This window comes from Ligilactobacillus hayakitensis DSM 18933 = JCM 14209 (assembly GCF_000615845.1).
GTDB classification, from domain to species: domain Bacteria; phylum Bacillota; class Bacilli; order Lactobacillales; family Lactobacillaceae; genus Ligilactobacillus; species Ligilactobacillus hayakitensis.
Window position 1 is genome coordinate 21603 of the sequence record NZ_BAML01000007.1, and the last position, 26140, is coordinate 47742.

The 26140-nt window shown below is 34.2% G+C and carries 20 protein-coding genes, 4 pseudogenes and 1 other annotated feature; of the genes and pseudogenes, 22 read left to right on the top strand and 2 right to left on the bottom strand.

Translation table 11 applies throughout. The annotated features are described in order from the left end of the window. Nucleotides 1-87: 87 nt before the first annotated feature. The 3 genes from JCM14209_RS03195 (at nt 88) to efp (ending at nt 3228) form a co-directional block, all read left to right on the top strand. Nucleotides 88-456: a cupredoxin domain-containing protein gene (locus tag JCM14209_RS03195; RefSeq protein ID WP_025022161.1), complete on the top strand. Its 369-nt coding sequence runs from the start codon at nt 88-90 to the stop codon at nt 454-456. Nucleotides 457-468: 12 nt separating this feature from the next. Next, nucleotides 469-2382, top strand: coding sequence for a copper-translocating P-type ATPase (locus tag JCM14209_RS03200; RefSeq protein ID WP_025022162.1), 1914 nt, complete (start codon nt 469-471; stop codon nt 2380-2382). Nucleotides 2383-2670: 288 nt separating this feature from the next. Beyond that, on the top strand, nt 2671-3228 hold the full coding sequence (gene efp / locus JCM14209_RS03205) for an elongation factor P (RefSeq protein ID WP_025022163.1): 558 nt from the start codon (nt 2671-2673) through the stop codon (nt 3226-3228). A gap of 43 nt (nt 3229-3271) precedes the next feature. On the opposite strand, the pseudogene JCM14209_RS03210 reads toward efp, so the two are convergent. Then, nucleotides 3272-3415, bottom strand: a pseudogene (locus tag JCM14209_RS03210) (aldo/keto reductase); the annotation flags it as partial. A gap of 148 nt (nt 3416-3563) precedes the next feature. Here JCM14209_RS03210 and JCM14209_RS03220 point away from each other — a divergent pair. From JCM14209_RS03220 to JCM14209_RS09660, 9 genes and pseudogenes are all read left to right on the top strand, one after another. Continuing rightward, entirely contained in the window at nt 3564-4265 is a 702-nt protein-coding gene (locus JCM14209_RS03220; protein ID WP_025022165.1) for a hypothetical protein, read from the top strand. Nucleotides 4266-4407: 142 nt separating this feature from the next. Further along, nucleotides 4408-5010, top strand: a complete 603-nt coding sequence (locus JCM14209_RS03225; RefSeq protein ID WP_025022166.1) for a hypothetical protein — start codon at nt 4408-4410, stop codon at nt 5008-5010. 114 nt (nt 5011-5124) lie between these two features. Next, on the top strand, nt 5125-5355 hold the full coding sequence (locus JCM14209_RS03230) for a helix-turn-helix domain-containing protein (RefSeq protein ID WP_025022167.1): 231 nt from the start codon (nt 5125-5127) through the stop codon (nt 5353-5355). 90 nt (nt 5356-5445) lie between these two features. Continuing rightward, a complete protein-coding gene (locus JCM14209_RS03235; RefSeq protein WP_025022168.1) occupies nt 5446-7548 on the top strand; it encodes an AAA family ATPase in 2103 nt (700 codons plus the stop codon). A 115-nt stretch (nt 7549-7663) separates the two neighbouring features. Next, nucleotides 7664-8505: pseudogene (locus tag JCM14209_RS08920) on the top strand (YitT family protein). A 12-nt stretch (nt 8506-8517) separates the two neighbouring features. Beyond that, the gene (locus JCM14209_RS03245; RefSeq protein WP_025022169.1) at nt 8518-8922 is read left to right on the top strand and encodes an acyl-CoA thioesterase; all 405 of its coding nucleotides are present in this window, start codon (nt 8518-8520) and stop codon (nt 8920-8922) included. Nucleotides 8923-9150: 228 nt separating this feature from the next. Then, nucleotides 9151-10133 (top strand): annotated as a pseudogene (locus tag JCM14209_RS08925) (glycoside hydrolase family 3 N-terminal domain-containing protein). A 15-nt stretch (nt 10134-10148) separates the two neighbouring features. Next, nucleotides 10149-10979, top strand: coding sequence for a DNA/RNA non-specific endonuclease (locus JCM14209_RS03255; protein WP_025022170.1), 831 nt, complete (start codon nt 10149-10151; stop codon nt 10977-10979). A 149-nt stretch (nt 10980-11128) separates the two neighbouring features. Next, nucleotides 11129-13276 carry a YSIRK-type signal peptide-containing protein gene (locus JCM14209_RS09660; protein ID WP_025022171.1) on the top strand — a complete coding sequence of 716 codons (2148 nt, stop codon included), beginning with the start codon at nt 11129-11131 and terminating at the stop codon, nt 13274-13276. Between the two features lie 62 nt (nt 13277-13338). Here JCM14209_RS09660 and JCM14209_RS08935 read toward each other — a convergent pair. Beyond that, a pseudogene (locus JCM14209_RS08935) lies at nt 13339-14087 on the bottom strand (C39 family peptidase). A 116-nt stretch (nt 14088-14203) separates the two neighbouring features. Here JCM14209_RS08935 and JCM14209_RS03270 point away from each other — a divergent pair. The 10 genes from JCM14209_RS03270 (at nt 14204) to adhE (ending at nt 26132) form a co-directional block, all read left to right on the top strand. Then, nucleotides 14204-14866 carry a hypothetical protein gene (locus tag JCM14209_RS03270; RefSeq protein WP_025022172.1) on the top strand — a complete coding sequence of 221 codons (663 nt, stop codon included), beginning with the start codon at nt 14204-14206 and terminating at the stop codon, nt 14864-14866. Then, nucleotides 14866-15102 carry a hypothetical protein gene (locus JCM14209_RS03275; RefSeq protein ID WP_025022173.1) on the top strand — a complete coding sequence of 79 codons (237 nt, stop codon included), beginning with the start codon at nt 14866-14868 and terminating at the stop codon, nt 15100-15102. The genes JCM14209_RS03270 and JCM14209_RS03275 overlap by 1 nt, the downstream gene beginning before the upstream one ends. 426 nt (nt 15103-15528) lie before the next feature. Next, on the top strand, nt 15529-16836 hold the full coding sequence (locus JCM14209_RS03285; RefSeq protein WP_025022175.1) for a GHKL domain-containing protein: 1308 nt from the start codon (nt 15529-15531) through the stop codon (nt 16834-16836). 1 nt (nt 16837) lies between these two features. Beyond that, nucleotides 16838-17581, top strand: a complete 744-nt coding sequence (locus JCM14209_RS03290) for a LytR/AlgR family response regulator transcription factor (protein ID WP_025022176.1) — start codon at nt 16838-16840, stop codon at nt 17579-17581. A 61-nt stretch (nt 17582-17642) separates the two neighbouring features. Then, the gene (locus JCM14209_RS09990) at nt 17643-17783 is read left to right on the top strand and encodes a hypothetical protein (RefSeq protein ID WP_155830664.1); all 141 of its coding nucleotides are present in this window, start codon (nt 17643-17645) and stop codon (nt 17781-17783) included. A gap of 922 nt (nt 17784-18705) precedes the next feature. Next, a complete protein-coding gene (locus JCM14209_RS09665) occupies nt 18706-19530 on the top strand; it encodes an efflux RND transporter periplasmic adaptor subunit (RefSeq protein WP_025022178.1) in 825 nt (274 codons plus the stop codon). Further along, nucleotides 19523-20215, top strand: a complete 693-nt coding sequence (locus tag JCM14209_RS03320) for an ABC transporter ATP-binding protein (protein WP_025022179.1) — start codon at nt 19523-19525, stop codon at nt 20213-20215. The genes JCM14209_RS09665 and JCM14209_RS03320 overlap by 8 nt, the downstream gene beginning before the upstream one ends. Beyond that, nucleotides 20215-21444 carry an ABC transporter permease gene (locus tag JCM14209_RS03325; RefSeq protein ID WP_025022180.1) on the top strand — a complete coding sequence of 410 codons (1230 nt, stop codon included), beginning with the start codon at nt 20215-20217 and terminating at the stop codon, nt 21442-21444. Before JCM14209_RS03320 ends, JCM14209_RS03325 begins: the two co-directional genes overlap by 1 nt. 86 nt (nt 21445-21530) lie before the next feature. Further along, nucleotides 21531-21781: a binding site (T-box leader), on the top strand. Nucleotides 21782-21884: 103 nt separating this feature from the next. After that, nucleotides 21885-23264: a branched-chain amino acid transport system II carrier protein gene (gene brnQ / locus JCM14209_RS03330; RefSeq protein ID WP_025022181.1), complete on the top strand. Its 1380-nt coding sequence runs from the start codon at nt 21885-21887 to the stop codon at nt 23262-23264. A gap of 201 nt (nt 23265-23465) precedes the next feature. After that, nucleotides 23466-26132: a bifunctional acetaldehyde-CoA/alcohol dehydrogenase gene (gene adhE / locus JCM14209_RS03335; RefSeq protein WP_025022182.1), complete on the top strand. Its 2667-nt coding sequence runs from the start codon at nt 23466-23468 to the stop codon at nt 26130-26132. Nucleotides 26133-26140: the final 8 nt, after the last annotated feature.

The window sequence follows — 26140 nt, forward strand, 5'->3', positions numbered from 1 at the left end:
ACCAAGAATATTAGTTGACAAAATGAAAAAGAAGAACTATTATAATTTTGATTACAAATGTAAATATATTGAAAGGGTAGATTAGTTATGAAGATTATAGTAACAATTTTAGTATTAGCTGCAATTGTATTTATTGCATGGTGGTTCTTTAAAAAAGATAAGAAACAAGGGACCCAAGCCGTTGTTAATGGGGAAAATCAAGCAGTCACCATTAATGTTGATGGGGGCTATACTCCTGAGACTGTTGATTTAAAAAAAGGGGTTCCAGCAACATTAAATTTCTATCGTAAGGATCCATCAACCTGTTTAGAAGAAGTTGTCTTTTCTGATTTTGGAATTAAAGAAAAATTACCACAAAACAAAACCCAAGCAATTCAAATTGATACTAGTCATGAAGGAGAATTTGAATATGCTTGCGGCATGAATATGTATCACGGTAAGGTAATTATCAAGTAGGAGGAGATAATTATGAAAAGTATTAAGACACGCTTTATCATTGCCTTGATTTTTTCGTTACCAATGTTGCTAGAAATGCTACTAAAGCCATGGGGTGTGATGTTGCCAGGACATCAAGTAACGATGTTTGTACTCACAACGATTGTGATGGTGCTTGCTGATGGACCTTTCATCAGAAGTGCGTGGGCAGCTTTTAAGCACCATAATGCAAATATGGATACCTTGGTTGCAGTAGGAACGCTAACGGCATATCTTTATAGTATTTATGCGATGCTGACACATAAACCCGTTTTTTTCGAAATTGCCGCATTTGTCGTAACCTTTGTTTTGCTAGGGCAAGTATTTGAAGAAATGAGTAAGACAACTGCTAATAGTGCAGTTACAAAATTGCTAAGCTTACAAGCTAAAATGGCAATGGTGAAGCGAAACGGTGAATTTATTAACCTTCCAATCCAGGAAGTTAAAGTCGGCGATCTTATTTTAGTTAAGCCTGGCGAAAAAATTCCGGTAGATGGGATAATAAAAAAAGGGCAATCTAGTGTTGATGAATCAATGATAACTGGAGAAAGTATGCCGGTGACAAAACGGACTGGTGATCAAGTCATTGGGTCGACTTTAAATAAAACTGGTGTATTAGAATTTAGCGCCCAAAAAATTGGGGAAGAAACAATGTTAGCGCAAATTGTTACGATTGTTAAAAAAGCCCAAACAAGCCGCGCGCCTATTCAAAAAGTCGTTGATAAAATATCGAGCGTTTTTGTTCCAGTAGTTTTGATTTTAGCCTTGCTAACCTATTTAGTTTGGTTCGTTATTTTAGATGCAAGTAATGTTGATGCTTTATTATATGCGGTCGCGGTTGTTATTGTTGCGTGTCCATGTGCGCTCGGAATTGCAACTCCAACAGCCTTGATGGTTGGAACAGGTCGCAGTGCTAAAATGGGAATTTTAATTAAAAATGGTGAAATTCTTGAAGAAATTAATCAAATCAAAGCAATCGCATTTGATAAAACTGGTACGATTACCCAAGGAAAACCTGAAGTAACCGATATTTATGGGGATCAAAAGACAGTTTTGAGTCTTGCAGCGGGACTAGAACAATATTCTGAACACCCATTAGCGCAAGCAATTGTCAAAAAAGCTCAAAGTTTACAAATTGAGCCGGCAGCAATTCAAAACTTTCAAAATATTGAAGGTAAAGGTGTAAAAGGGGTATATCGAAAAAAGATTGTCAGTTTAGGGAACGCTAAGTTAACGGATGAATTTGAAATTTCTGTTGAATTAAGCGAGCAATATCATCGCTATCAAGATCAAGCTAAAACAGTAGCTATATTAGCATGGGGACAAAAAGTTATTGGATTAATTGCAATTCAAGACACACCAAAATCATCAGCAAAGGCTGCTATATCCGCATTGAAGAGCCGCGGGCTACAAACGGTAATGATTACGGGTGATAATCAAAAAGTCGCAAACCAAATTGCCAAGCAAGTAGGAATTGATAAAGTGGTGGCTGAAGTTTTACCGGAAAATAAAGCGATGGAAGTTAAACATTTACAAGTCAATGGAGCTAAAGTGGCTTTTGTTGGAGATGGGATTAATGATGCCCCCGCTTTATCTGTCGCGGATATTGGAATTGCGATGGGATCAGGAACAGATATTGCTATTGAAGCCGGAGATATCGTCTTAGTAAAAAATGATTTACAAGATGTAGTGCGCTCATTGGAATTAAGCCGAAAAATTGTTAAAAGAATTAAATTGAATCTTTTTTGGGCATTTATCTATAATGTGATTGGAATTCCTGTGGCAGCCGGTTGCTTAGCATTTTTAGGGATTAGTTTAAGTCCTGAACTAGCCGGATTAGCCATGGCATTTAGTTCATTGTCAGTTGTACTTAGTTCATTGATGTTAAATTTTGAAAAAATCAAATAATCTTAAATGATATTAGAAGCTACGTTTCAGACGTGGCTTTTTGATTTGGAATCAAAAAATTTATGAAAAGTAAATAATGACTTATGGTATACTTAACTTGGTATTTAAAAGGATGGAGGAGATTCCGATGACATTAAGAGGATTCGCTTTACCGCAGGCTCCTCCTGTTTGGTGGTGCAAGTAGGCCAAATAACTTTGCGCTTGCTTTTTGGTTGTTAAATTTAAAATAAACAAGCGAGTAATTATGATCCATAGTTATTTGCACCACAGAATAGGAGAAATAAAAATATGGTAGAAGCAATTAATTTAAAAAAAGGTATGATTTTCGAGCAAAATGGTAAACTTATCAAGGTTTTAGAAGCAAATCACCACAAACCAGGTAAGGGTAACACTGTTATGCAAATGAAGCTTAACGATGTACGTTCTGGTGCAATTACACAAACAACAATGCGCCCATCTGAAAAAGTTGAACTTGCAATGGTTGATAAGAAGAAAGCTCAATACTTATATGGTGAAGGTGAAATTGAAATCTTCATGGATATGGAAACATATGAACAATATGAATTGTCACAAGATCAATTAACTGAAGAAAAATTATACTTAATGCCTAACATGGAAGTTCAATTAGACTTCTGCAAAGGCGAATTAATCGGAATCGAATTACCAACAACAGTTCAAATGAAAGTTGTTGAAACTGAACCAACCATCAAAGGAGCAACTGCTGCTTCAGGTGGTAAGCCAGCTACAATGGAAACTGGTTTAGTTGTTACAGTTCCTGACTTTATCGAAGTTGATGACGAACTTGTAATTAACACAACAACTGGTGAATACAAATCACGTGCATAATAATATAAAAAAGAGACTGGATTTTTTCCAATCTCTTTTTTTCTTATGGTAAATCGTTACCAGCGGCAAAGTACAAGTCATACCATTCCTGACGAGTTAAAACAACATCAGCCCCAGCAGCACTATCAGCGATGTGTTTCGGTGTCATAGTTCCGATAATTACTTGCATATCGGCAGGATGACGTATATGCTTTAGAGCAGAGTAGAAGTCAAGAATACTAGTATCATAAAATAAGGGAAAATTTTGCAAAAATGCTCTAATAAGCTATACTATAAAAGGTATAATGAAAAAAATGTTTTGTATAATCAATTAATAAAGGAAGAGGGATTTAGCAATGATTAGGATTTTCTTATCAATCGCAATTATTTCTTTAATTCTGCTACTAGCTATTTTTATTAGTTTAGCGGTGACGGTAAGAAAAAAAGGAAGAAGATATACATATCAAAAGTCAAAAAATATGGTACCATTTAACCGTTTCTTAGCCGCAATGCTTGCAATCGGGATTATCGGAAGTGTTGCATCACCATTCTTTGAATCTGATAAAAAAACTACTCAAGTAGAACAATTAAATCATAAAAAAGAAGCGGATAAGGCAAAAGAAAAGAAAGAAGATACGGATGAAAAGAAAAAAGACGCTCAAAGCGACAAGAAAAAGAAGAAACATAAGAAAAAAGAAGAATCTTCATCTTCTAGTGAAGAAAGCGTAGTAAGGGTAGCAAGTTCAGAACAAAGTAAATCAAGTAGCGAAGAAATCCGCAAAGAAAGTTCAAGTTCTGAAACAAAGAGCCAATCTTCACGTAAACAAAGCACAGGATCAAATAGTCAAAGTAGAGGTAGTAGAAATAATACGGTACCATCTAACGGAAATGCAAGTCAAACAAGCGAACCTAAAGCCACACCTACGCCTACAACCACACCTGCAGCAGAAAATAATGGAGCCGGAGAAGGAAATTTGACTTCCTTGACAGAAAGCCAAACAGAAAATAAAGCACCCGCTCCACAAGAAGAACCAGGCGATCAAACAGCCCAAGAATAAAGTTATACAAGCTGAGAAAAGTTATATTCTCGGCTTTTTTATATAGATTAATACCAAAAAAATTGCTATAATCGAATTGATTAAGGATATATGTTAAGAGATATTATTTGACAAAATTTAATGATATAAAAGAGGTAAGAAGATGGCAAAGTATTTTTTAGGTGCGGCGTTGGTTTCTTTAGTTTTACTTGTTCTCATTTTTCTTGGACAAGAAGTAATTGTAAAGAAAATCGGTTATGAAAAAACCCGTACAAAAATGAAAAAATTGGTTCCACTTAATCGCTTGTTACTATTAGTAATGATTTTTGGATTAGGTGGTGGGGCAATGTCTCCGTTTGTTAACAAAACCACACGCGTGAAAATCGTTAAGGTTGTTAAAGAAAAGACAAATGTTAACCAAGAAAAACAAGATACGGCTAAAAAAGTAAGTGAAGCTGAGGATAAAGCACAACAAAACAAACAACAAGAAAATAACTCAGCCCAAAACAATGCGAATGCGGCTAATACTAACAATAATCAAAATAGATCTAATAATAATGGCGGCAATGTATCTGCTGGAAACCAAGTTACTCAAGTAGCGGCACAACCAGGAAATACAACTGGCGGCGGAACAAGAACTAATACGCAAACAACTACAACAACGCAACCGACTAGACAAGTGGTGAAGTATAGTTATCAAGTTCCAGTTACAGAAACATATTCAACTACAAGAATTGTTCAAGTACCAGCTGATGCTGCTGAATAAGCAATGATAGGAGAAATTAAAAGATTTCTCCTATTTTTTTGCAAAAAAATATATATCACACTTGTGTTATATCACAAATGTGATATAATAAAGTCTGTAAGGAAGTGAAGTACCTTGAGAATAGATATAAAAAAGTACTTAGACGCCAAGAATTTAACAATCTATCAGGTTGCTAAAATTTCAGGCTATGGCTACACTACCTTGCACAAGTCATTTAACAAGGAACAATCGAAAGCAACTTCGATTAATATCCGTGATTTAGATTCACTTGCAAGAGCACAGAATCTTGCAATGTGGGAAGTACTAAAAGAATTAGAACAAGGATACCTTGATAATGAGAAGTGAAAGTAATAGTGCATGAGAAATCCGTAGAGTTACAGTAAATGTGGTTTTAGGGGTTTTTTATGTACCTTATAATGAAATGAGGGATTTATTATGGCAAATATTCCAGTAGGACCATTTGATAACATGGATGATATTTTTAATGAATTGATGGGAAATATGAACGGAATTAACTCCGAACGCCGTTATTTAATTAATGGACGTGAAGTAACTCCAGAAGAATTTGCGAAGTATCGTCAAACAGGAAAGATGCCTGGAAATCAAGTGAATAATCAAGCAGGAAAAGCTCCTAAAAAAGATGGTATTTTAGCTCGATTAGGTCGTAATTTAACTCAAGAAGCAAGAGAAGATAAATTAGATCCAGTGATTGGAAGAAATAAGGAAATTCAAGAAACAGCGGAAATTCTCGCACGTCGGACTAAGAATAATCCAGTACTTGTCGGTGATGCTGGGGTTGGTAAGACAGCCGTTGTTGAAGGTTTAGCCCAAGCGATTGTAAACGGGGATGTCCCTGCTGCAATTAAAAATAAAGAAATTATCAGTATTGATATTTCTGGACTTGAAGCAGGAACCCAATATCGTGGAAGCTTTGAAGAAAACATCCAAAACCTCGTAAAAGAAGTTAAGGCAAGTAAAAATGTAATCCTATTCTTTGATGAAATTCACCAAATTTTAGGTGCTGGTGGAATGGGAGGCGACAATGGCTCTAAAGGTTTAGCTGACATTTTGAAGCCAGCATTGTCACGAGGTGAAATTACTGTTATCGGTGCGACAACTCAAGATGAATATCGTAACACAATTATGAAAAATGCTGCTTTAGCTCGCCGCTTTAACCAAGTAACAGTTAACGCCCCAAGTCCTGAAGATACACTTAAGATTCTTCAAGGAATTCGTCCCCTTTATGAAAAGCACCATAACGTTGAATTACCTGATGATGTATTAAAGGCTGCCGTTGATTTTTCAGTTCAATATATTCCTCAAAGAAGTTTACCTGACAAGGCCATTGATTTGGTAGATATGACTGCTGCTCACTTAGCTGCAATGCATCCAGTGACAGACGTTAAAGCCATTGAGGCCCGCATTGAAGAAGAAAAACAACGTCAACAAGATGCAGCTGACAAAGAAGATTATGAAACAGCTTTGAATGCTAAAGTTAAGATTGATGAACTTCAAAAGAAAATTGATAATCACAAAGAAACGCAAAAAGCAGTTGCAACAATCAATGATGTTGCAGAAGCGGTTGAAAGATTAACTGGAATTCCCGTATCAAAAATGGGAGCTAGTGATATTGAACGCTTAAAAGAAATTGGCAATCGCCTTAAGGGAAAGGTAATTGGTCAAAATGAAGCCGTTCAAGCAGTTGCACGTGCCATTCGTAGAAACCGTGCTGGATTTGATGAAGGCAATCGTCCAATTGGTAGTTTCTTATTTGTCGGACCTACAGGTGTCGGTAAAACAGAATTGGCTAAGCAATTAGCTTTAGATATGTTTGGTTCAAAGGATGCCATTATCCGGTTGGATATGTCAGAATATTCAGATCGCACAGCGGTATCTAAGCTAATTGGTACGACTGCGGGTTATGTGGGATACGATGATAACAGTAACACTTTAACAGAACGGGTTCGTCGTAATCCATATTCAATTGTTCTTTTGGATGAAATTGAAAAAGCTGATCCACAAGTGATTACATTGCTTCTTCAAGTATTAGACGATGGTCGCTTAACAGATGGTCAAGGTAATACAATTGACTTTAAGAACACTGTGATTATCGCAACTTCAAATGCTGGTTTTGGCAATGAAGAACTTCTTGGTAAAGATAAGCAACAAGATGAAGATATCATGAAGAAGATTGCACCTTTCTTCCGTCCTGAATTCTTAAATCGTTTTAATGCTGTGATTGAATTTTCACATTTAACTAAGGAAGATTTAAAAGAAATTGTTGACTTAATGTTAGCAGAAGTTAATAAGACCTTAGCTAAGAAAGATATTGATTTAGTAGTGACGGATGAAGCAAAGGAATATTTGATTGAACAAGGATACGACGAAGCAATGGGTGCACGTCCATTACGTCGCGTTGTTGAACAACAAATTCGGGATAAAGTAACTGATTTTTATCTTGATCACATTGATATCAAGCACTTAAAAGCTGTGATGAAAGATGGCGAATTAGTAATTGAAGAAAATAATGAAGCATAGGTAAAGGATTTATTAAAATTAAGCTCAGAAGGTTAAATTCTGGGCTTTTTATTTGCTTTCGGATATTTAAATATATTAAAATAGTTATAGATATTTATATGCAAGAGGTGGGGTTATGATTAATAATAAAATTCAAAGAAACCCGTGGTTTAGATGGGTTGTTTTAGTACTAGCATTAGAAATTATCACGTTAAGTATTAACTTTTTTTATGCACCGATAAACATTGCCGCTGGTGGAGCGACGGGGATTGCGATTTTAGTTGATGCTGTTTGGGGAATTAATCGATCGCTGACGGTATTGATTTTTAATATTTTGATGATTGTTTTGGCGCTGATTTTTTTAGATAAGAAAACCGTTAAAAATATTACAATCGGAAGTTTCTTATTGCCATTATTGATGGAAATTACGCCTAGTTTTCAAGTAACGAATAATGAATTATTAGCCGTGATTTATGGTGGGGGGTTAATGGGCTTTGGCGTGGCTTTATTATATCGAATCAATGCCTCAAGCGGAGGAACCACCGTACCACCAATGATATTAAAGAAGTACTTTTATATCAATTCAGCAATTAGTTTACTAGTAATTGATATGATAGTGATCTGTATGAATGTTTTTGTTGATGGCTAAACGCCTTTTTCTTAGCGGCATTCTCGCAATTAGTAACGGCAATGGTGATGCGGTATACTGAATCGGGATTAGATCACAAATATCAAGTCGAAGTGATGAGTAATAAATATACTAATGAAATTAAAAAGATGTTAATGGAAAACTATAACGGCTTAACAGTGTATAATGTAGTTGGTGGATATAGTGAAGATCAAAAACAACAGTTATTATTGGTAGTAGATACTCAAGATTACGGTCCTTTGATTAGACAAATCCACGAAATTGATCCAGATGCTTTTATCGTAACTTCAAATGTAATGAATGTTCACGGTGGGCGCTGGGGATTATAAGGATGGAAATTTATGCAACGATATCGGCACGAAGTTAAGTATTATGAAACAGATCGCATGGGAATAACCCATCATTCAAATTATATTCGTTGGATGGAAGAAGCACGAACAGAGTTTCTTAAAAATATTGGCTGGAGTTATGCCAAGTTTGAAGAAGCGGGTATTATTTCACCTGTAATTGAAACGAATTGTAAGTATAAGCGCCCAACGACCTTTGATGATATCGTTGAAATCGAAACTTATGTCATTAATATTAGTGCCGTTAAGTTAGAAATTGGTTATGAAATGTATTGTAATGATGAACTAGTAGCCAAAGGAATTTCTAAGCATTGTTTTACAAATCGTGATGGTAAGATTCTTAACTTGAAAAAAGAATATCCAAAATTTGTCGATCAATTAACTAAATACATGAAATAAAGTTGGAAACTCTGATAAAAAGGAGCTTCTAACTTTTTTTGTGTGCTAGCTTTTTAGTAATTTTTGTTGTAATCTTGAAAAGGAATTATTTTGAAAGAAAGAAGAAAAATGAAAAAAATAAGTCAAATTTTAGGAGTAGTATTAGCCAGTTTAATGCTTACCAATGCGGAGGTATCAGCACAAAAAATCCCTGATACAGATGCACAGATCAAAAAAGAAGTTAATGAAATGAGCTTGGATGAAAAGCTTGGACAGCTGTATGTTAGCCCAAGTGTTAAGGCTCCAAAATTACAAATTGAAGATATAAAAAAATATCATCTAGGTGGGGTAGTTTTATTTGGAGATGACTTTACAGGAAATAAAGAAGAATTCAAAGAAAAATTACAGTCATATCAAAATAATAGTGAAATCCCCTTGTTAATCGCCACCGATCAAGAAGGAAGTAGTGTTTCGCGGTTAGATAGTGACCCGCAATTAACTAATAATCGTCTGTTTCCATCACCCCAACAAATGTTTGCAGAACAAGGAATGAAAGGTGTTGTTAGTGAAGCGAGTCAAACTGCTAAAATCCTGAAAGATTTAGGGATTAATTGGAATTTTGCGCCGGTTGCGGATGTGGCAGAAAGTTCGGATAGCTTTATTTATGAGCGAACTTTAGGTGAAGATTATCCAACCACGGCAACGTATATTAAAAAAGTAGTGCCGGCAATGCAACAACAAGGAGTCGCAGCGACGTTGAAGCATTTCCCAGGATATGGAGATGCGGCCGATACGCATGTCGGTTTTGGAGAAACTACTAAAGATAAAAAGACCATGCAAAATGAGGATTTGCTTCCATTTAAAGCGGGAGTAAAGGCCAAAGTTGATAGTATTATGGTGGGCCACGTTGTCGCTAAGGGATTGGATAAAGATCATCCGCTTCAATGTCAAAAAAGGTTAATCAATATTTACGGCGGGATTTAAAGTATCAAGGGGTCGTATTAACCGATGATTTAACCATGGGAGCGATTCTAGATTATGCCAAAGATAATCATGTAAATCCAGATTTACTTGCATTACAGTCCGGTAATGATATGATTTTAAGCAATAATTATGATAATGGAATTCCAGAAATTAAACAGGCGATTAAACAAGGAAAACTGTCAGAAAAACAAGTAGATCAATCTGTTTATCGTGTATTAAAAATGAAACAAAAATTACATCTAAAATAAGAAAGGAATAAGTGGATGGCAAAGAAGAGAAATGAGACGAAAAAATTAGTACGTTGGTTAGTAGGAATCGCTGTAACCGCCGCATTGGGATCAGTTGGAGTTAATAATGTTGATAATATAAAAAATGAAATTTCAACTCAAACCGTTAATAGTTCTAATACTAATATAAGCGTTGATACACCTAATGAACAGCAAGCTGGAATTGTTTTAACGGATAATATCCGTCAACAATTAGGAAAAAACGTGCAATACAATGGAACCGGAGCGTTTATTGTTAATGATAATAAAACCAAGTTAAATACCAAGGTATCCAGTGCACCATATGCAACAAATGAAGTGGATGCACTAGGGCGACCAACTGTCGGGAATGCTTGGTTAAACCGAACTGCTCGTCAATATAAAAGCCGTGAAGAAACTGGTAACGGGAGAACATATTGGAAGCCAAAAGGATTTTTCCAACAACAAAATTTACCAGGACGCTATCGTCATGCTTATGATCGTGGACATTTATTAGCGTATGCTTTAGTTGGAAATATTCGTGGCTTTGATGCTTCAGAAGCTAACCCTAAAAATATTGCAACGCAAACCGCATGGGCCAATGAAGCAGCTTCACAAAATTCAACTGGCCAAAATTATTATGAAGGTTTAGTCAGAAAAGCTTTAGATAGAAATAAGCAAGTCAGATATCGGGTAACGAACTTGTATGATGGCAACAATATTATTCCATCAGGAGCACATTTAGAAGCTAAGTCTTCTGATGGTTCTTTAGAATTTAATGTCTTTATTCCAAATGTCCAAACCAATATTAATATTGATTACGCAACAGGAAGAACAACAAGAAAATAAAAGAGACTAGAGTAAAGTCTTGAATAAAAAACCTTAAGAAATTATATTTCCAAAAATTTGATTTCTTAAGGTTTTTATTTTTAATATTTTAAGAAAAATAGTAATATGATATATTTTAATTAAGAGAGGAAGTAAAAGGAGAACATACCATGAAAAAGCAAACAACACCGATTAAACAACATTTTTCAATTCGTAAATATAGTTTTGGAGTAACATCAGTTTTAATAGGGATGACATTTGCCTTAGGAACAGGAGCGATTGTTCAACCTAACTTAGTTAAAGCTGATACTGCTGCTACAACGAAAACAGTTACACGTGAGGTAACGAATGCTCAAGAATTAGTGAGTGCAATTAAAAATGCTAATGAAGGCGATACAATTAAGTTAGGAGCTGGATTTAAAGATTCGCTAACAGAAGCCAATGTTGGTGGTAAAATTTTAACTTTAAATAAAGACATTATAATTGATGCTGGCGGACAAACGTTAACTTTACGTGGGGTAAATCTTGTCACAGCTGCAAATGTAACCTTAGAAAATATTAATTTAAATCTTTTAGGTGAAGGCACTAGTGCAGGTACAATCACGAATGAAGGCGATTTAACACTTAACAATGTAACAACGTTAATTAGTCAAGCTCAAGCTGAAGTACGCCCAAGTATTGTTTCAACACAAGGAAAAGTTACGATTAAAAGTGGAACATCAGAAACTAAATTCGACAAATTAGAAGTTAAAAACGGATCAAATCTTGAAATTAGTGATAATAATGTCCGCGCTAATGCGGTTATTGGGGATGGAGTTTCAAATGTAAAATCTGCTTCTAATTTTATTGCTAAGTATTCAGGAATAAAAAACTTAGAATTTGATGGATCCAATGTGGCAAATGTTGAAATAGATGCACAAAATTTAACATTAAAAAATAACAGTACAGTTAGTTTAGAGAATAATACTAAAATTAATGGGAACGTCGATGTTCAAGAAAATTCAACATTAAATATTGGAAGTAATAACCTAGCAGTAGCGAATATTAGAGGAAATGGACAATATACTGTAAATTATGACGGTTCATTAACAACCCAATTATTATCTGATCCAATTAATTTAGAAGTTCAAAAATCAGATAAAAATTATAATGATTATGAAGGGCATGTTTATTTTGAAGCACAAAAATTAAATGCTTTACCAAAGATTACCTTCCAAAATAATCCAAATGGATTAGAGTTAAATAAAGTTGAAAATAGTTGGAAATTAGAGAAGTCAGATGAAGTCGATAAATCATATCTAGAAGATGCAATTAATGAAGCTAATAGTACTGATGTAAATAATAAGACGAAAGCTAGTTTAGATAATTTTAATCAAAAATTAGAAGCTGCTAAGAAGATATTAGTTGATCCTAATGCGACACAAGATCAAATTAATGATGCTGAAGATGAATTATATGGCGCAATTGATGCATTAGAGGATGCACCTGAAAGTGAAGCGCCAGTGAGTCAAACACCAGCACAAAGCGAAGCGCCAGTTAGCCAAGCAACGGCGCAAAGTGAAACACCAGAAAGCCAAGCAGCAGCAACAAGTGAAGCGCCAGTGAGTCAAGCAGAGGCAACAAGCGAAACGCCAGTGAGCCAAGCAGCATCTCAAAGCGAAACGCCAGTGAGTCAAGCAACGGCCCAAAGTGAAACATCAGTGAGCCAAGCAGTGGCAACAAGCGAAACGCCAGTGAGCCAAGCAGCAGCCCAAAGTGAAATATCAGTGAGCCAAGCAGCAGCCCAAAGTGAAATATCAGTGAGCCAAGCAGCAGCCCAAAGTGAAACATCAGGAAGCCAAGCAGCGTCTCAAAGTGAAGCGCCAGTGAGCCAAGAAGTGGCAACAAGCGAAACACCAGTGAGCCAAGCAGCATCTCAAAGTGAAACACCAGTGAGTCAAGCAACGGCAACAAGTGAAATATCAGTGAGCCAAGCAGCAGCCCAAAGTGAAACACCTGTGAGTCAAACACCAGTAACAAGTGAATCTACAATGAACCAAGCAATGTCAGAAGTAAGTTCAACTGAGATAATTACTGGTAACCAACCAGAAAGTATTTTGAATGAAAAACCGGTAACATCAGTACTGGAAGTTCTTCAAAAGAAAAATGTTTTTAAACAAATTGATAATGGCAAAGAAAATGAAGATATTCAACAAGGACAAGAAAATTACAAATTACCAGCAACAGGTGATGTAAATACTAATGAATATCTTGGTTTAGCAGTTGTAGTATTATCAACAATGTTTGGAATCGGATTAGGTAAACGCAAAGAAAACTAATAAAAAAGAAGTTTGATATGAGAGCTAACTCTTTAAATCAAACTTCTTTTTGTTTTATTGTGCTATTTAATATAAATTGCTTGTTTACCTTGTTGATTATAAACAGCTTCAAGATCTTGCCAATTAGTAGCTTGGTTTTGGTAACCAAAAGGATTATTCAAATAAACGATACCTTGCTTCTTATCGTATCCAGTTACGACAACGCAGTGTGATGATGGCGTAACTTGAACTTTTCCTTGCGGAGTATTCCATGTTCTCATGTCATCGACTGGTTTTAAAGTAGTGCTAACGATAATCAAAACAGGATGACCATCGGAAACTTTTTTGATGACACTATTAAAATCATGACCAGTAAAATTAACCGCATTTGGCGTGTAGGCATGAGCTAAATCATAAAGAGGTTCGTTATAAACACACCAACCACCGTTTTTTTGACTCATGTATCCAACAAAGCAACATGAGGATTGCCACGTTTATTGCCAGGATAAAAGGAATCAACGTGCTTAATTTCACTTGCAAGTTGATCTTTAGTAGTATTCAAATCATAATAATTTAGCAACATTGAAAGTGAAGTAACTTCACATCCATTGGGTAAATCAGGCAGTTGGTTTTGTAAATCAACTGTCAATTTTTGTGAAGGTTTGGCAAGAAGATAATCTACTTTACCTTCAAGAAAGTAAAAAGAATTTTTAATGTCTTTATGAACAGGCTTAATTAAAGTGATTAAGCTAATTAAAATAAGTATGATAGATACAACTTTCCAAGAAAAGTGTCTTTTTTTAGGAAAGGCATGTTTAGCTTGGTGTCTCATTTCTTTCATATGGTTTTCCTTTGTAATATTAATAAGCAAAGTATATCGTATCTGAGTACGATTGCAAAATAATAACAATGTTATAATAAAAGAGAATTTGGAAAAGAGGAAAAATAATGTTTAATTTTAATGAGATAAATAATAAAAATCCAAAAAAATGGAATGTAAAAGAGAATCAACTCCCTGTAAATACATTAATATCAGATTTGAAAAATCCAGCATCACTAATTTCAGTTACAAAAGCCGATATTAGCACAGCATTAAAAGAAAATATAAAAATTATTGATACTAAAAAAGTTGAAGAATTGAAGCAAGCAAGTTTAGTAATTACAGGAGATAACTTAAATTATAATTCTGAAAAAATGGAGTATGAACTTGATTTAGAAGTGATAAAAAATCAAGGTGAATCTAAGCGATATATTTGGTTAAAAAATCCATTGTTGCCAGTTGGTAAATTCTTCTCCAATGCGGAGGTTAAAGGGATTATGGCACTTGGGAAAACTGTTATTTTAGATGGAAGTGATAAGATTCAAGTTGATTTTGAAGATGAAATAACAGAAAATGTGATAAGACTAGAAAAAGTGGGACAAATCTATATTACTTTAGATGTTGGGGATGTTTTTGAAAATGAAGAAGCCGCAGCGAAAATTTTCGAAAACGAAATTCTTTTTCAAAAGAAATTAGCCAATATGTTGCTGATAATCGTGAATTTGTCCGCCGCTATCTTGATCATAATGTACCAGATTTACGTCCACTTCCAACGAAAAATACAATTATAATGTGGGTAGACATATCAACATTAGGGATTTCAGGTACTGAATTTAAAGATTTTGCGATGAAAGAAACCGGAGTTATTGTTGGAGCTGGAAATGAATATTTAGAAAATACAGATAACTTTATCTTGCTTAATTTAGCAACTTCAGTAGATAATATAGAAGAAATGTTAAAGCGACTTCAACGAGCTGTTGTAGCGTATAAAAAGAACGACGATTTAATGAAAATTTTAGGATTATAAAAATAAAAAGATAGTATAATGGTAACGAAGAGGTGAGGTAAATGATTGCCTTAATAATAAGTGTATTACTTGCGATTTTTCTTTTGAAGATTTTCGGAAAAATGCTTTACTGGATTTTTTGTATAGTGGTATTTTGTTGGTTACTAACGCATATCTTTATTCCATTAGCGTTGGTATTTCTCCTATTAGTCGGAGGAATATACGGATTTTTGAAGAATATAATATAAATAATGCGACTTGAGTCATACTTGAGTCGCATTTTTACGTTTACAATCAAAAAAACAACGTTTAAAAATACTTCGTGAAATTTATAATGTGTTTGTGTAAACTGCTGACTGTAAGATAAAATAATTAGGAGGTGAGGAAAGTGTTTATCCCAGTACTTAGATTTGGATTGACGATTAGCAAGCGTTACGGGAAGAAAAGATGAAAATAGAAGAAATTTTATTTATAATTTATAGCATTATTACGTTTATTCCAGTGGGAATTTCAACTAATATAATCACAAAAAAATTATCGCCAATTAGGTTCGTAACTACTATAATTGATGCAATTATTTTGACGGTAATTGCATTATTAACACAGGATATATTTGAATTAACTTTGTATGGACTTTATGGGTATGGATTAAAGCTTTTACATCAGAAAATTAAGATTAATGAGTATAAAATGCCAGAATTATTGTTAACGATTATAGTGTTAACTATGATAGGGAATTTGTCAGTTTTAATGGCTGATTTAATTGGAATTTCTTCAGTAATATTGAAAATGATATTTAGTACAAGTGTAGTAATTTTATTTACGTTTGGATACATATATATTTATAAAAAAGTGGATGGGTATGTAATTATCAAGACTGATTATTTTATAAGTATACGTAATAGAATAATTTGTAGCTTTTTTACTGTACTTACAATTATTCAAGTATATATGAATATTTCCGGAAATATACTTAAATATCAAAAAGAGTTAATCTTTGTCATTTTTATTGGTGTATTTTTAATTATTTATTTTCTTTTTATTGAATATAATTATGTCCGTAATAAAATGATTTTAGTGATGCAAGAAAAACAAAATAAAGATTTTGAAAGATACATATCTGTAATTTCAGAACAAAATAAACAAATAGAACATTTTAAACATGATTATAAAAATATCTTAATTACTTTAAGTTCTTATATAAAAGATACTGATAATGATGAATTGAAAAGTTATTATTCGAAAATTGTTGAATATTCGGAAGAAAAACTTGAAAAGTTAAGTATCCAGGGGTCTATGACGATTAATAATTTAAAAAGTGAAGCATTGAAAAATGTAATTATCGCCAAACAACATAAAGCTAAAAGTATGAACATTGAATTTATTTGTGATATTCCTAAAGAAATTATTGATTTACAGATTGATGAGATTGATCTAATTAGAATAGTATCTATACTTATTGATAATGCTTTTGAAGGAGCTAGTTTAGCTAGGAAGAAAAAAGTTAGTTTTCTAATAGATTCGTATGGAAGCGAAGGATACGATATTATAATAAAAAATACAATTCAAGAATCTGAAAATTCGGAGACAAGTGTTAATAGTTGGTTGATTGATGGTATTTCTTCAAAATCTAATAAAAGAGGGCATGGGCTTGCGATTGTTAGGGAGTTAATAAAAAATAACCAACAAGTTGGACTAACTGTCATAAAAGAAAAAAACTTTGTCGAAGTAACTTTAGAGGTAGGAGAGTTTTAGGATGTTAAAAGTAATTCTATTTGAAGATAATAAGAAACAACGTGAAGAGTACGAGAATTTTTTACGACATCTTATACTACTATCAGGATATGAAGCCGAAGTAGTTTTGGCAACTGATTCGAAAGATGAAATATTAAAATATGTTAATGTTAACTCTAAGGAACATGATTTTTTATTTATATTAGATATTGAAATAAATGAAGATAGGTTTGCAGGTTTTCATCTAGCAAAGGAAATTAGAAAAGACTATCCATTTGAACCAATAATTTTTTTAACATCACATGATCAATTATCCATGATGGCAATAGAACGAAGAATTTCACCAATCGATTTTATTGTGAAAAATATCGATTATGATAAAGTAAATAGGCGTTTACGAGAAGATTTGGAATATTGCTTAAAAATATTGAGCCGGAAGAAAAGCGTTGATTTTTTTACATATAAAAAAAGAAATCGATATTATAAATTGAAATTTAGTGATATTTATTATTTTGAAACAATTCCAGGGAAACCTAATATTGTAACAATGCATTGTAAAGATAGAGTTGTTGATATAAGGGGAACGTTGAATCAAATTGAAATAGATCATAAATACTTTTTTAGATCACATAAAAGTTATCTGATAAACAAGGAGAATTATAAAAAAATTGATTATCAGAAGAAAATAATATATTTTGATGTGGATGAAGAAATTGGATGTCCTGTATCAACACGAAAATTACGCGAGTTGAAAAGTTTAAGCTAGAGAAGGAGGTGTTTTTGAAACCTTCTTTTTTTATACTTTTTCTACAGAAGGGATGTATGCAATGTTCAACAAATTAAATATTTTACATAAATATGTAAAAATTGATAAGACAAGTCTTATTTTAGCAGAGAAGGATATACTTTTAGTTGATGAAGCTACATCTAACTTAGATGTAAAAAATAGTGGTAGCGATAACTCATAAATTAGAAATGATAAGTAATGAGAGTAACGTTATTTTTATGGAACATGGAAAGATAAGTGAAAATAATAATTTTTAAAATATAGAAAGAAAAGGGAAAGTAATTTGAAAAAAATAAAATTTATTAATAAAGAAAAAGTGAAAAAATATTCAGGTGAATTATTGAGTTTTAACATTGTAATAATATTATTAAGCATTACTAATAAAATCGACATAGACGTTTTCAGCATTAAATATATATTTGCAGTAATTGTACAAGTAGTAATCATGTTAATGCTATATATGGAAGCTAGAAATTAATATAATAATGATTAAAATAAAAGAAGAGGAGACTGGAAAAAAGTAATAATAAAACCCTTAAGGAATCAACGTTTAAAAAACGTAATTTCTTAAGGGTTTTTAATTTCAAGACTTTTTTCTAATCTCTCTATTTTTGTTATAAATTATTTAAAAGTACGTTTATAAAAATTATAAGCTTTTCTTGCAACGTATCCTCTTACAAATGATGAAAACATTCTTTTCCTCCTTTTAATTTTTTAACGACGGGTAGCTCTATCAAAAAGATAAGCGACGCTACCTTCAATGAATCCTTTTCCTAATAATTTTACAACAGATAACATATTACTCTCCTTTACCATCTTCTGCCTAATTCCCAACCAGCGTATTCAGCGGCTGTTCGTAGAGCAAATTTCAAAACACGTTTTCCTACGTATGACATATAAATGTCCCCCTTTCATGAAGATAATATTTAGTATGAATTATAGAATAAAAAATAATAACAATTTAAATTAGAAATACTAAAATGGGTTTTAATAGTAAAAATATAACGATAATTAAAGAAAAATGGACGTTTAATTATGAATATATTAAAAGAATTTTTAAAATGTTATAATTAATTAACATTTATATATAGGGGGAAAATAAAATGAAATTTCCTAAATTAACCAAGAAAAAAGTTATCTATACAGCGGTTGGGATCGTTGTTTTATTTGGAGCTTTAAGAGTAGTAAATAATAAAAATGATCAAAAAGATAATAAACCAAATTATACAATTAAAAAAGTTAGTCATATGAGCTCATTTTCAACCACGGGTTCAATCCAAGCCCAAAGAATGCAAGTTCTTGATATTCCTGAAGGAAAAGTACAATGGATTTCGGTAACGTCAGGTGAGTATGTTTACCCAGGACAAGCTCTTGTAAGTGTTTATAATAAAGGCGATGAATCAAATGAGTATAAGACGGTAACAGCGCCATTTGCAGGGGTTGTTGATATTGATGACTCAAAGCAAGATCATCCTGTGATTACTGTATATTCCAATGATTTACAAGTTACAACAGGAATTTCAGAATATGATTACGCTAAAGTTCCAGTCGGTAAAGAAATTAAGGTCGAAGCTTTAGCGACCCATAAAGAGGATACGACGACGGTTAAATCATTAGCGCAATACCCAATGACAGAAAAGAACAGTAAGAACAACACCAAGTATAAGATGACAGCTGATGTTAATATGGATAATTTCATGAATGGGCAAACGGTTAAAATCAAGGTGCAACAAGATGGAGTGGTGATTCCTTCAACGGCTGTTAAAAATAAGACGGTTTACCTTGTAAAACATGGTAAAGCCCATAAACAAAAGGTTGAAGGCTACGCTAATAATGGGCAATTCGTCATTCAAAGTGGCTTAAATGAAGGTCAAAAAGTGGTTATTAATCCAGATAAGCATCTAAAGAGTGGTGATCGTATTGACTAAGTTAATTGAAGTGAACAAAATCAATAAGAGTTACCGTTCAGGAACGAACTTAACGCATGTATTACATGATATTAGTTTTAAGATTGAAGACGGCGAATTAGTCGCAATCATTGGTGAATCCGGGTCAGGAAAGTCAACACTGATTAATATTATCGGTTTTTTAGATAGTGAATTTGAAGGAGAATATCAATTTAAAGATTTAGAAATTCACAATTTAAGTCGTAAGCAATACTCTAAGTTACGAAACCAAAATGTAGGATTTGTATTTCAAAATTTTAAGTTATTACGGGAGCTTTCGGTTGCAGAAAATGTTGCATTACCTTTGCTTTATGCGGGAAAAAGCCGAAGTGAAGTCAAGCAACGAATTAGTGAACTTCTTGAAATGGTAGGGTTATCCGGATATGAAAAGCAACTGCCAAAAAACATGTCTGGGGGACAACAACAACGAGTTTCAATTGCACGGGCAATTGCGACAAATCCCAAGTTCTTAATCGCTGATGAACCTACCGGGGCCTTGGATACAAAGACCAGTCAAGAAATTATGGATTTATTTAAACGCTTAAACAAGGAAAACGGGACAACCATAATTATGGTTACTCATGATCCAAGAATTGCTAAAGAATGTCAACGTGTCATTGAAATTATCGATGGTCGTGTTGTTAACGATACAAGGAGGGATATCTAATGTTAGTATCAGAATTAATAAAAAGTGCCTTCCAAGCAATTAGTACGAATAAAAAGCGGAGTTTTCTTACCATTTTAGGGATTGCGATTGGGATTGCGGCAGTTATCACGATTCTTGGGATTGGTGATGGTGTTAGTCAAACAATGCGGAAGAATCTAGGGAACAATGCGACTAAAAAGACGCAAACAACGGAAATTGATTATACCCCTGATGATATTAGTTCGGCCACGCATGGATTTACCGCCGATGATTTGACAAATATTCAACAAAAATTCCCCGAAGTTAGAAAAATTAAAATTTATCATGTTAGTCATAATATTACAACTCATGGGTCTGTAGGGTTGAATGATGGAACTTATAGTGTGACTTTACTCAAGAAGGCAACTTCCGAGATGAAAGTAATTGCGGGAAAGAATCTCTCACAAAGCCAATTAGATGCGGCAAATAAAGTTGCTTTGATCAAAGAAAGCATCGCTAAGAAAAATTACGGTACGATTCAAAATGCTTTAGGGACAACGGTTAATATCGAAGATAAAACATATACTGTTGTTGGAGTATATAAAAATCATGGAATGTATACGAATTTAGGGGATGTAAATAAGTATAGTGCTGATATTTTAGTTCCGAAAAAAGGATATTACACTGCCGAAAGTAAGAAAACTGGTGATGTAATTAATATGAAAATTTTAACGAACGCTAATCCAAGTAAGGTATCCAAAAAGATTGAAAAGTACCTTAAAAAGAATGGAACGGCTAAAAATCAAGGGGTTTATCAATACTATGATACCGAAAAAGCCCTTAAACAATTTTCAACGGTTATCAATATCATTACAGCGTTAATTTCATTTGTTGCGGGAATTTCGCTATTTATCGCCGGAATTGGGGTTATGAATATGATGTATATTTCTGTTTCTGAAAGAACCCAAGAAATCGGAATTCGCCTTGCAGTCGGAGCTACTCCCCAAAATATTATGACCCAATTTTTATTAGAAGCAGTTAGCTTAACGGTAATTGGTGGATTAATTGGATTTATTAGTGGAGCTGGCTTAGCGCATTTAATTGCGCCATTACTTTCCTCACAAGTTGGTAACGGCGTTCATATTAAGGCGCATATCTCGATGAATGCTTTTGTACTCGCATTCGGAGTGTCTACGCTTATTGGGATTATCTTTGGAATCTTACCCGCTAAGCAAGCAGCTAATAAGAATTTGATTGATATTTTGAGATAAAAATAAGAAAAATTAAAAAAAGATTAAAAAGTGTTGACAGTTTCTCATAATTGATTTAATATACAAATCATAGATATTTAATATAAAAGAACGCAATGAGGAAGAAGAGTAGTCTAAGCAGTCTTTCAGCGAGCTCCGGTTGGTGGAAGGGAGTAAGATGATGGTTAGATGAAAATCACTTCCAAGTGTTGTACTGAAATCATTTTTGAAAGTAAAGTACATTGGGTACACCCATTATCGTGTTAGCGTATCGCCTAGACGTAGGCCGTACGTGAAAGGTAAATGTAGCGATACATTTATGAAAACAGGGTGGTACCACGCTTAAAGCGTCCTTGAGTCGAGCAGTCGACTTAAGGGCGCTTTTTGTTTTTCTTGTTCTAGAAAAGAAAAACGATTGTGATCTTTTAATAAAATTTTGAGAATTAAAGAGGACTATAATTATGCAAGAAAGAAAATTAACTAAAAAAGATTATTTTGTCGTCAGTTCAATGCTGTTTGCCCTATTCTTTGGGGCTGGGAACTTGATTTTCCCGCTACACTTAGGTCAATTAGCTGGTCATAACTGGTTACCAGCATCACTTGGTTTTTTAGTAACCGGGGTATTACTTCCATTGCTTTCAGTGCTCGCAATTGCAGTGACACGATCAAAAGGGGTATATGATGTAGGGTTACCACTTGGATCTGGCTTTGCGCTCGCATTCATGGTACTTATCCATGCAACTATCGGGCCATTATTTGGAACACCAAGAACTGCGACAGTTTCATTTGCAGTTGGATTTGCACCACTTCTTCCTGAAAAGTTCCAACATTTAGCATTATTTGGATTTTCAGCTGTATTCTTCTTGTTAGCATTTTTGCTTTCATACAAGGAAAATAAAATCGTTTCAAATTTAGGTAAATTATTAAACCCTGTTTTCTTAGTCTTATTATTCTTAGTATTTGTCGTTGCATTTTTAAACCCATTAGGAAATCCTGCTGAAGTAGCTTCAACTAAAGAATATCTTCACGGTGCATTTACGAATGGATTTTTAGAAGGGTATAACACAATGGATGCCTTAGCTGGTTTAGCTTTTGGGGTTACAGTTGTTAGTGCTGTTCGTTCAATGGGACAAAAGAAAGAAAGTAGTGTTGCTAAAGTAACTGCTAAAGCAGGGGTACTTTCAATGGCAGCTGTTGCATTAATCTATTTACTACTAATCGTTGTAGGTGCAATGTCATTAGGTAAATTCAAAGTTTCTGCTGATGGTGGTGTTGCCTTTTCACAATTAGTTAATGCTTACGCTGGTGTATTTGGTCAAGCATTACTTGCAACATTATTAACACTTACATGTTTAACAACAGCAGTTGGTTTAGTTGCCGCATTTGCACAAGATTTCCACGAACATTTTCCAAAAGTTAGTTACCACACATGGTTAGCATTTTCATGTTTAGCATCATTTTTAACAGCTAATTTCGGATTGCAACAAATCATCGCTTGGTCAACTCCAATGTTAATGTTCTTATATCCATTATCAATGGTATTGATCTTATTATCAGTATTTTCACCACTCTTCCACAAAGATAGCGCAGTTTACTTTGGCGTAGTATTATTCACAGTAGTACCTGCATTCTTTGATATGGTAGTAGCTTTCCCAGCTGTTGTAAGCCAAAGTGCTTTTGGTAAAGCAGTTGCAGCCTTTAGATTACACTACTTACCATTTGCAAGCATGGGATTATCATGGTTAGTACCGGCATTAGTTGGTTTAGCCTTAGGCCTTGGAGTATACGCATTTAAACGTGTTCAAGGAAAAGTAAATGTTCAAGTATTAGAAGAAGAATAGAAATTAAAACTGGAGAAATTATTTCTCCAGTTTTTTTTGTGTCTTTAAATGTTGCGTTTAGAACGGTTTGAAGCAAATATTTTTAAATTATGTGAAAAAAATCACTAAATATATTGTAATTATAAAATTATAGTGCTATATTAGTGGTGTAAAAAATGTGAATTAATTCACAATGAAATTGGCCTCAGGGAGGATTGACTTATGAGTAAAGATCAAAAAGATGTTAACGAAAAAATGGAAGCTGCTAAGAAGTATACAAGCGGCTTAGTTCAAAAGGCGTTGGAAGCAGAAAGAGAATTTTCAACTTTCAGCCAAGAACAAGTTGACAAGATCGTTGCACAAGCAGCTTTAGCTGGTTCAGAAGCTGCAATGACCTTAGCCAAAGAAGCAGTTGCAGAAACTAAACGTGGTGTTGTTGAAGATAAAGATACTAAGAATCGTTTTGCAACTGAAAATATTTACAACACTATCAAAAACGATAAGACTGTTGGTGTTATCGAAGAAGATAAGGTGAAAGGTGAAGTTAAGATTGCTGCTCCACTTGGAGTTCTTGCTGGAATTGTTCCTACAACTAATCCAACTTCAACAGCGATGTTTAAATCATTACTTGCATTAAAGACAAGAAATGCGCTTGTCTTTGCATTCCACCCACAAGCACAAAACTGTTCAGTTCATGCTGCTAAAATTGTCTATGAAGCAGCGGTTAAAGCTGGTGCTCCAGAAAACATTATTCAATGGATTGAAAAGCCAAGTTTGGAAAATACAACTGCTTTAATTCAAAATCCAGATATCGCATCAATTTTAGCTACTGGTGGTCCTGGAATGGTTCATGCAGCCTTAACTTCAGGAAATCCATCAATGGGTGTAGGTGCTGGTAATGGGGCTATCTTTATTGATCACACAGCTCATTTAGATCGTGCCGTTGAAGATTTACTTCTTTCAAAGCGTTTTGATAACGGGATGATTTGTGCGACTGAAAATTCAGCGGTTGTTGAAGCTCCAGTTTATGATGAATGGCTTGAAAAAATGCAAGCTAAAGGGGCATATCTCGTACCTAAGAAAGATTATAAGAAACTTGAAGATTTTGTTTTCAACGACCGTCATGGGGTAAATGGCCCAGTCGCAGGGAAGTCAGCTCGTTGGATTGCCCAACAAGCAGGAGTTGATTTACCTGAAGATAAAGACGTTATGTTATTTGAATTAGATGAAAAAAATATCGGTGAAAAACTTTCATCTGAAAAATTATCTCCATTATTATCAGTTTATAAAGCAAAGGATCGCGAAAATGCCATTGAAATTGTAGGCAAGTTATTGGATTACCAAGGTGCAGGTCACAATGCTGCAATTCAAATTGGTTCTCAAGCAGATCCATTTGTAAAAGAATTTGGTGAACGTACAAAAGCTGCACGTATCCTCGTTAACCAACCTGACTCAATCGGGGGTATCGGTGATTTGTACACAGATGCTTTACGTGCAAGCTTAACTCTTGGAACAGGTTCATGGGGGAAGAATTCATTGTCACATAACTTATCAACTTCAGATTTATTAAATATTAAGACTGTTGCTAAAAGACGTAACCGTCCTCAATGGGTACGCCTTCCAGAAAAGATTTACTATGAAAAAAATGCCATCACATATCTTCAAGATGATACCGAAGACATTAAGCGTGCCTTTATTGTAGCGGATCCAGGAATGGTTAAATTTGGTTTTGTTGACAAAGTGTATGACCAATTAGCTGTTCGTGATGAAAAAGTTGAAACTGCAATTTATGGAACTGTAAGACCCGATCCAACTTTAGGTCAAACAATTGAAATCGCCAAGCAAATGGCACAATTCCAACCAGATACAGTCATTGCAATTGGTGGGGGTTCAGCATTAGATGCATCTAAGATTGCTCGTTACATCTATGAATATTCATTAGACCAAGAAGCAGGCTTCTTAGATAGTTATGAAAAAGTTAGCGAACTCTTTACTAGATTACAACAAAAATTCGTTGATATCAGAAAGCGGATTGTGAAGTTCCACCATGCAACGCAAACTAAATTATTTGCGATTCCAACAACTTCAGGTACAGGTTCAGAAGTAACACCATATGCTGTTATTACAGATGATAAGACTCACGTTAAGTACCCATTAACTGATTATGAATTGACACCGCAAGTAGCCATTGTAGATCCTGAATTTGTAATGACGGTTCCAAAGAGAACGGTAGCTCTTTCAGGATTAGATAGTTTATCACATGCCTTAGAATCATATGTTTCAGTTATGGCTTCAAACTTTACACGTCCATGGGCGATGGAAGCAATTCGTTTAGTCTTTGAAAACTTAGAAGAATCATACAAGTTCGATCCAAAGAATCCAACTTTACGTGGTGAACAAGCAAGAGAAAATATGCACTATGCTGCAACCTTAGCCGGAATGTCATTTGCTAATGCATTCTTAGGAATTAACCACTCAATTGCTCACAAGACAGGTGGGGAATTTGGATTACCACACGGTTTGGCAATTTCAATTGCAATGCAAGAAGTAATTAAGTTTAATGGTGTATCAGGTGCGGTTAAGAGAACACCATTCCCACGTTACGAAGTTTACCGTGCACAAAAAGATTATGCAGATATTGCTAGAAACCTTGGTTTGAAAGGTAGCACAGATGAAGAATTAGTTGATGCATTATGCAAGAAGATTAATGATTTGATGACAGCCTTAGAAGTAACACCAAAACTTTCAGCTAATGGCGTAACTAAAGAACAATTTGATGGGGCATTAGATAAGATGGTTGAACGTGTATACCAAGATCAATGTACAACTGCTAACCCACGTCAACCACGCCTAGAAGAAATTAGAGAATTATTGAAGAATCAATTCTAAACAAGCTG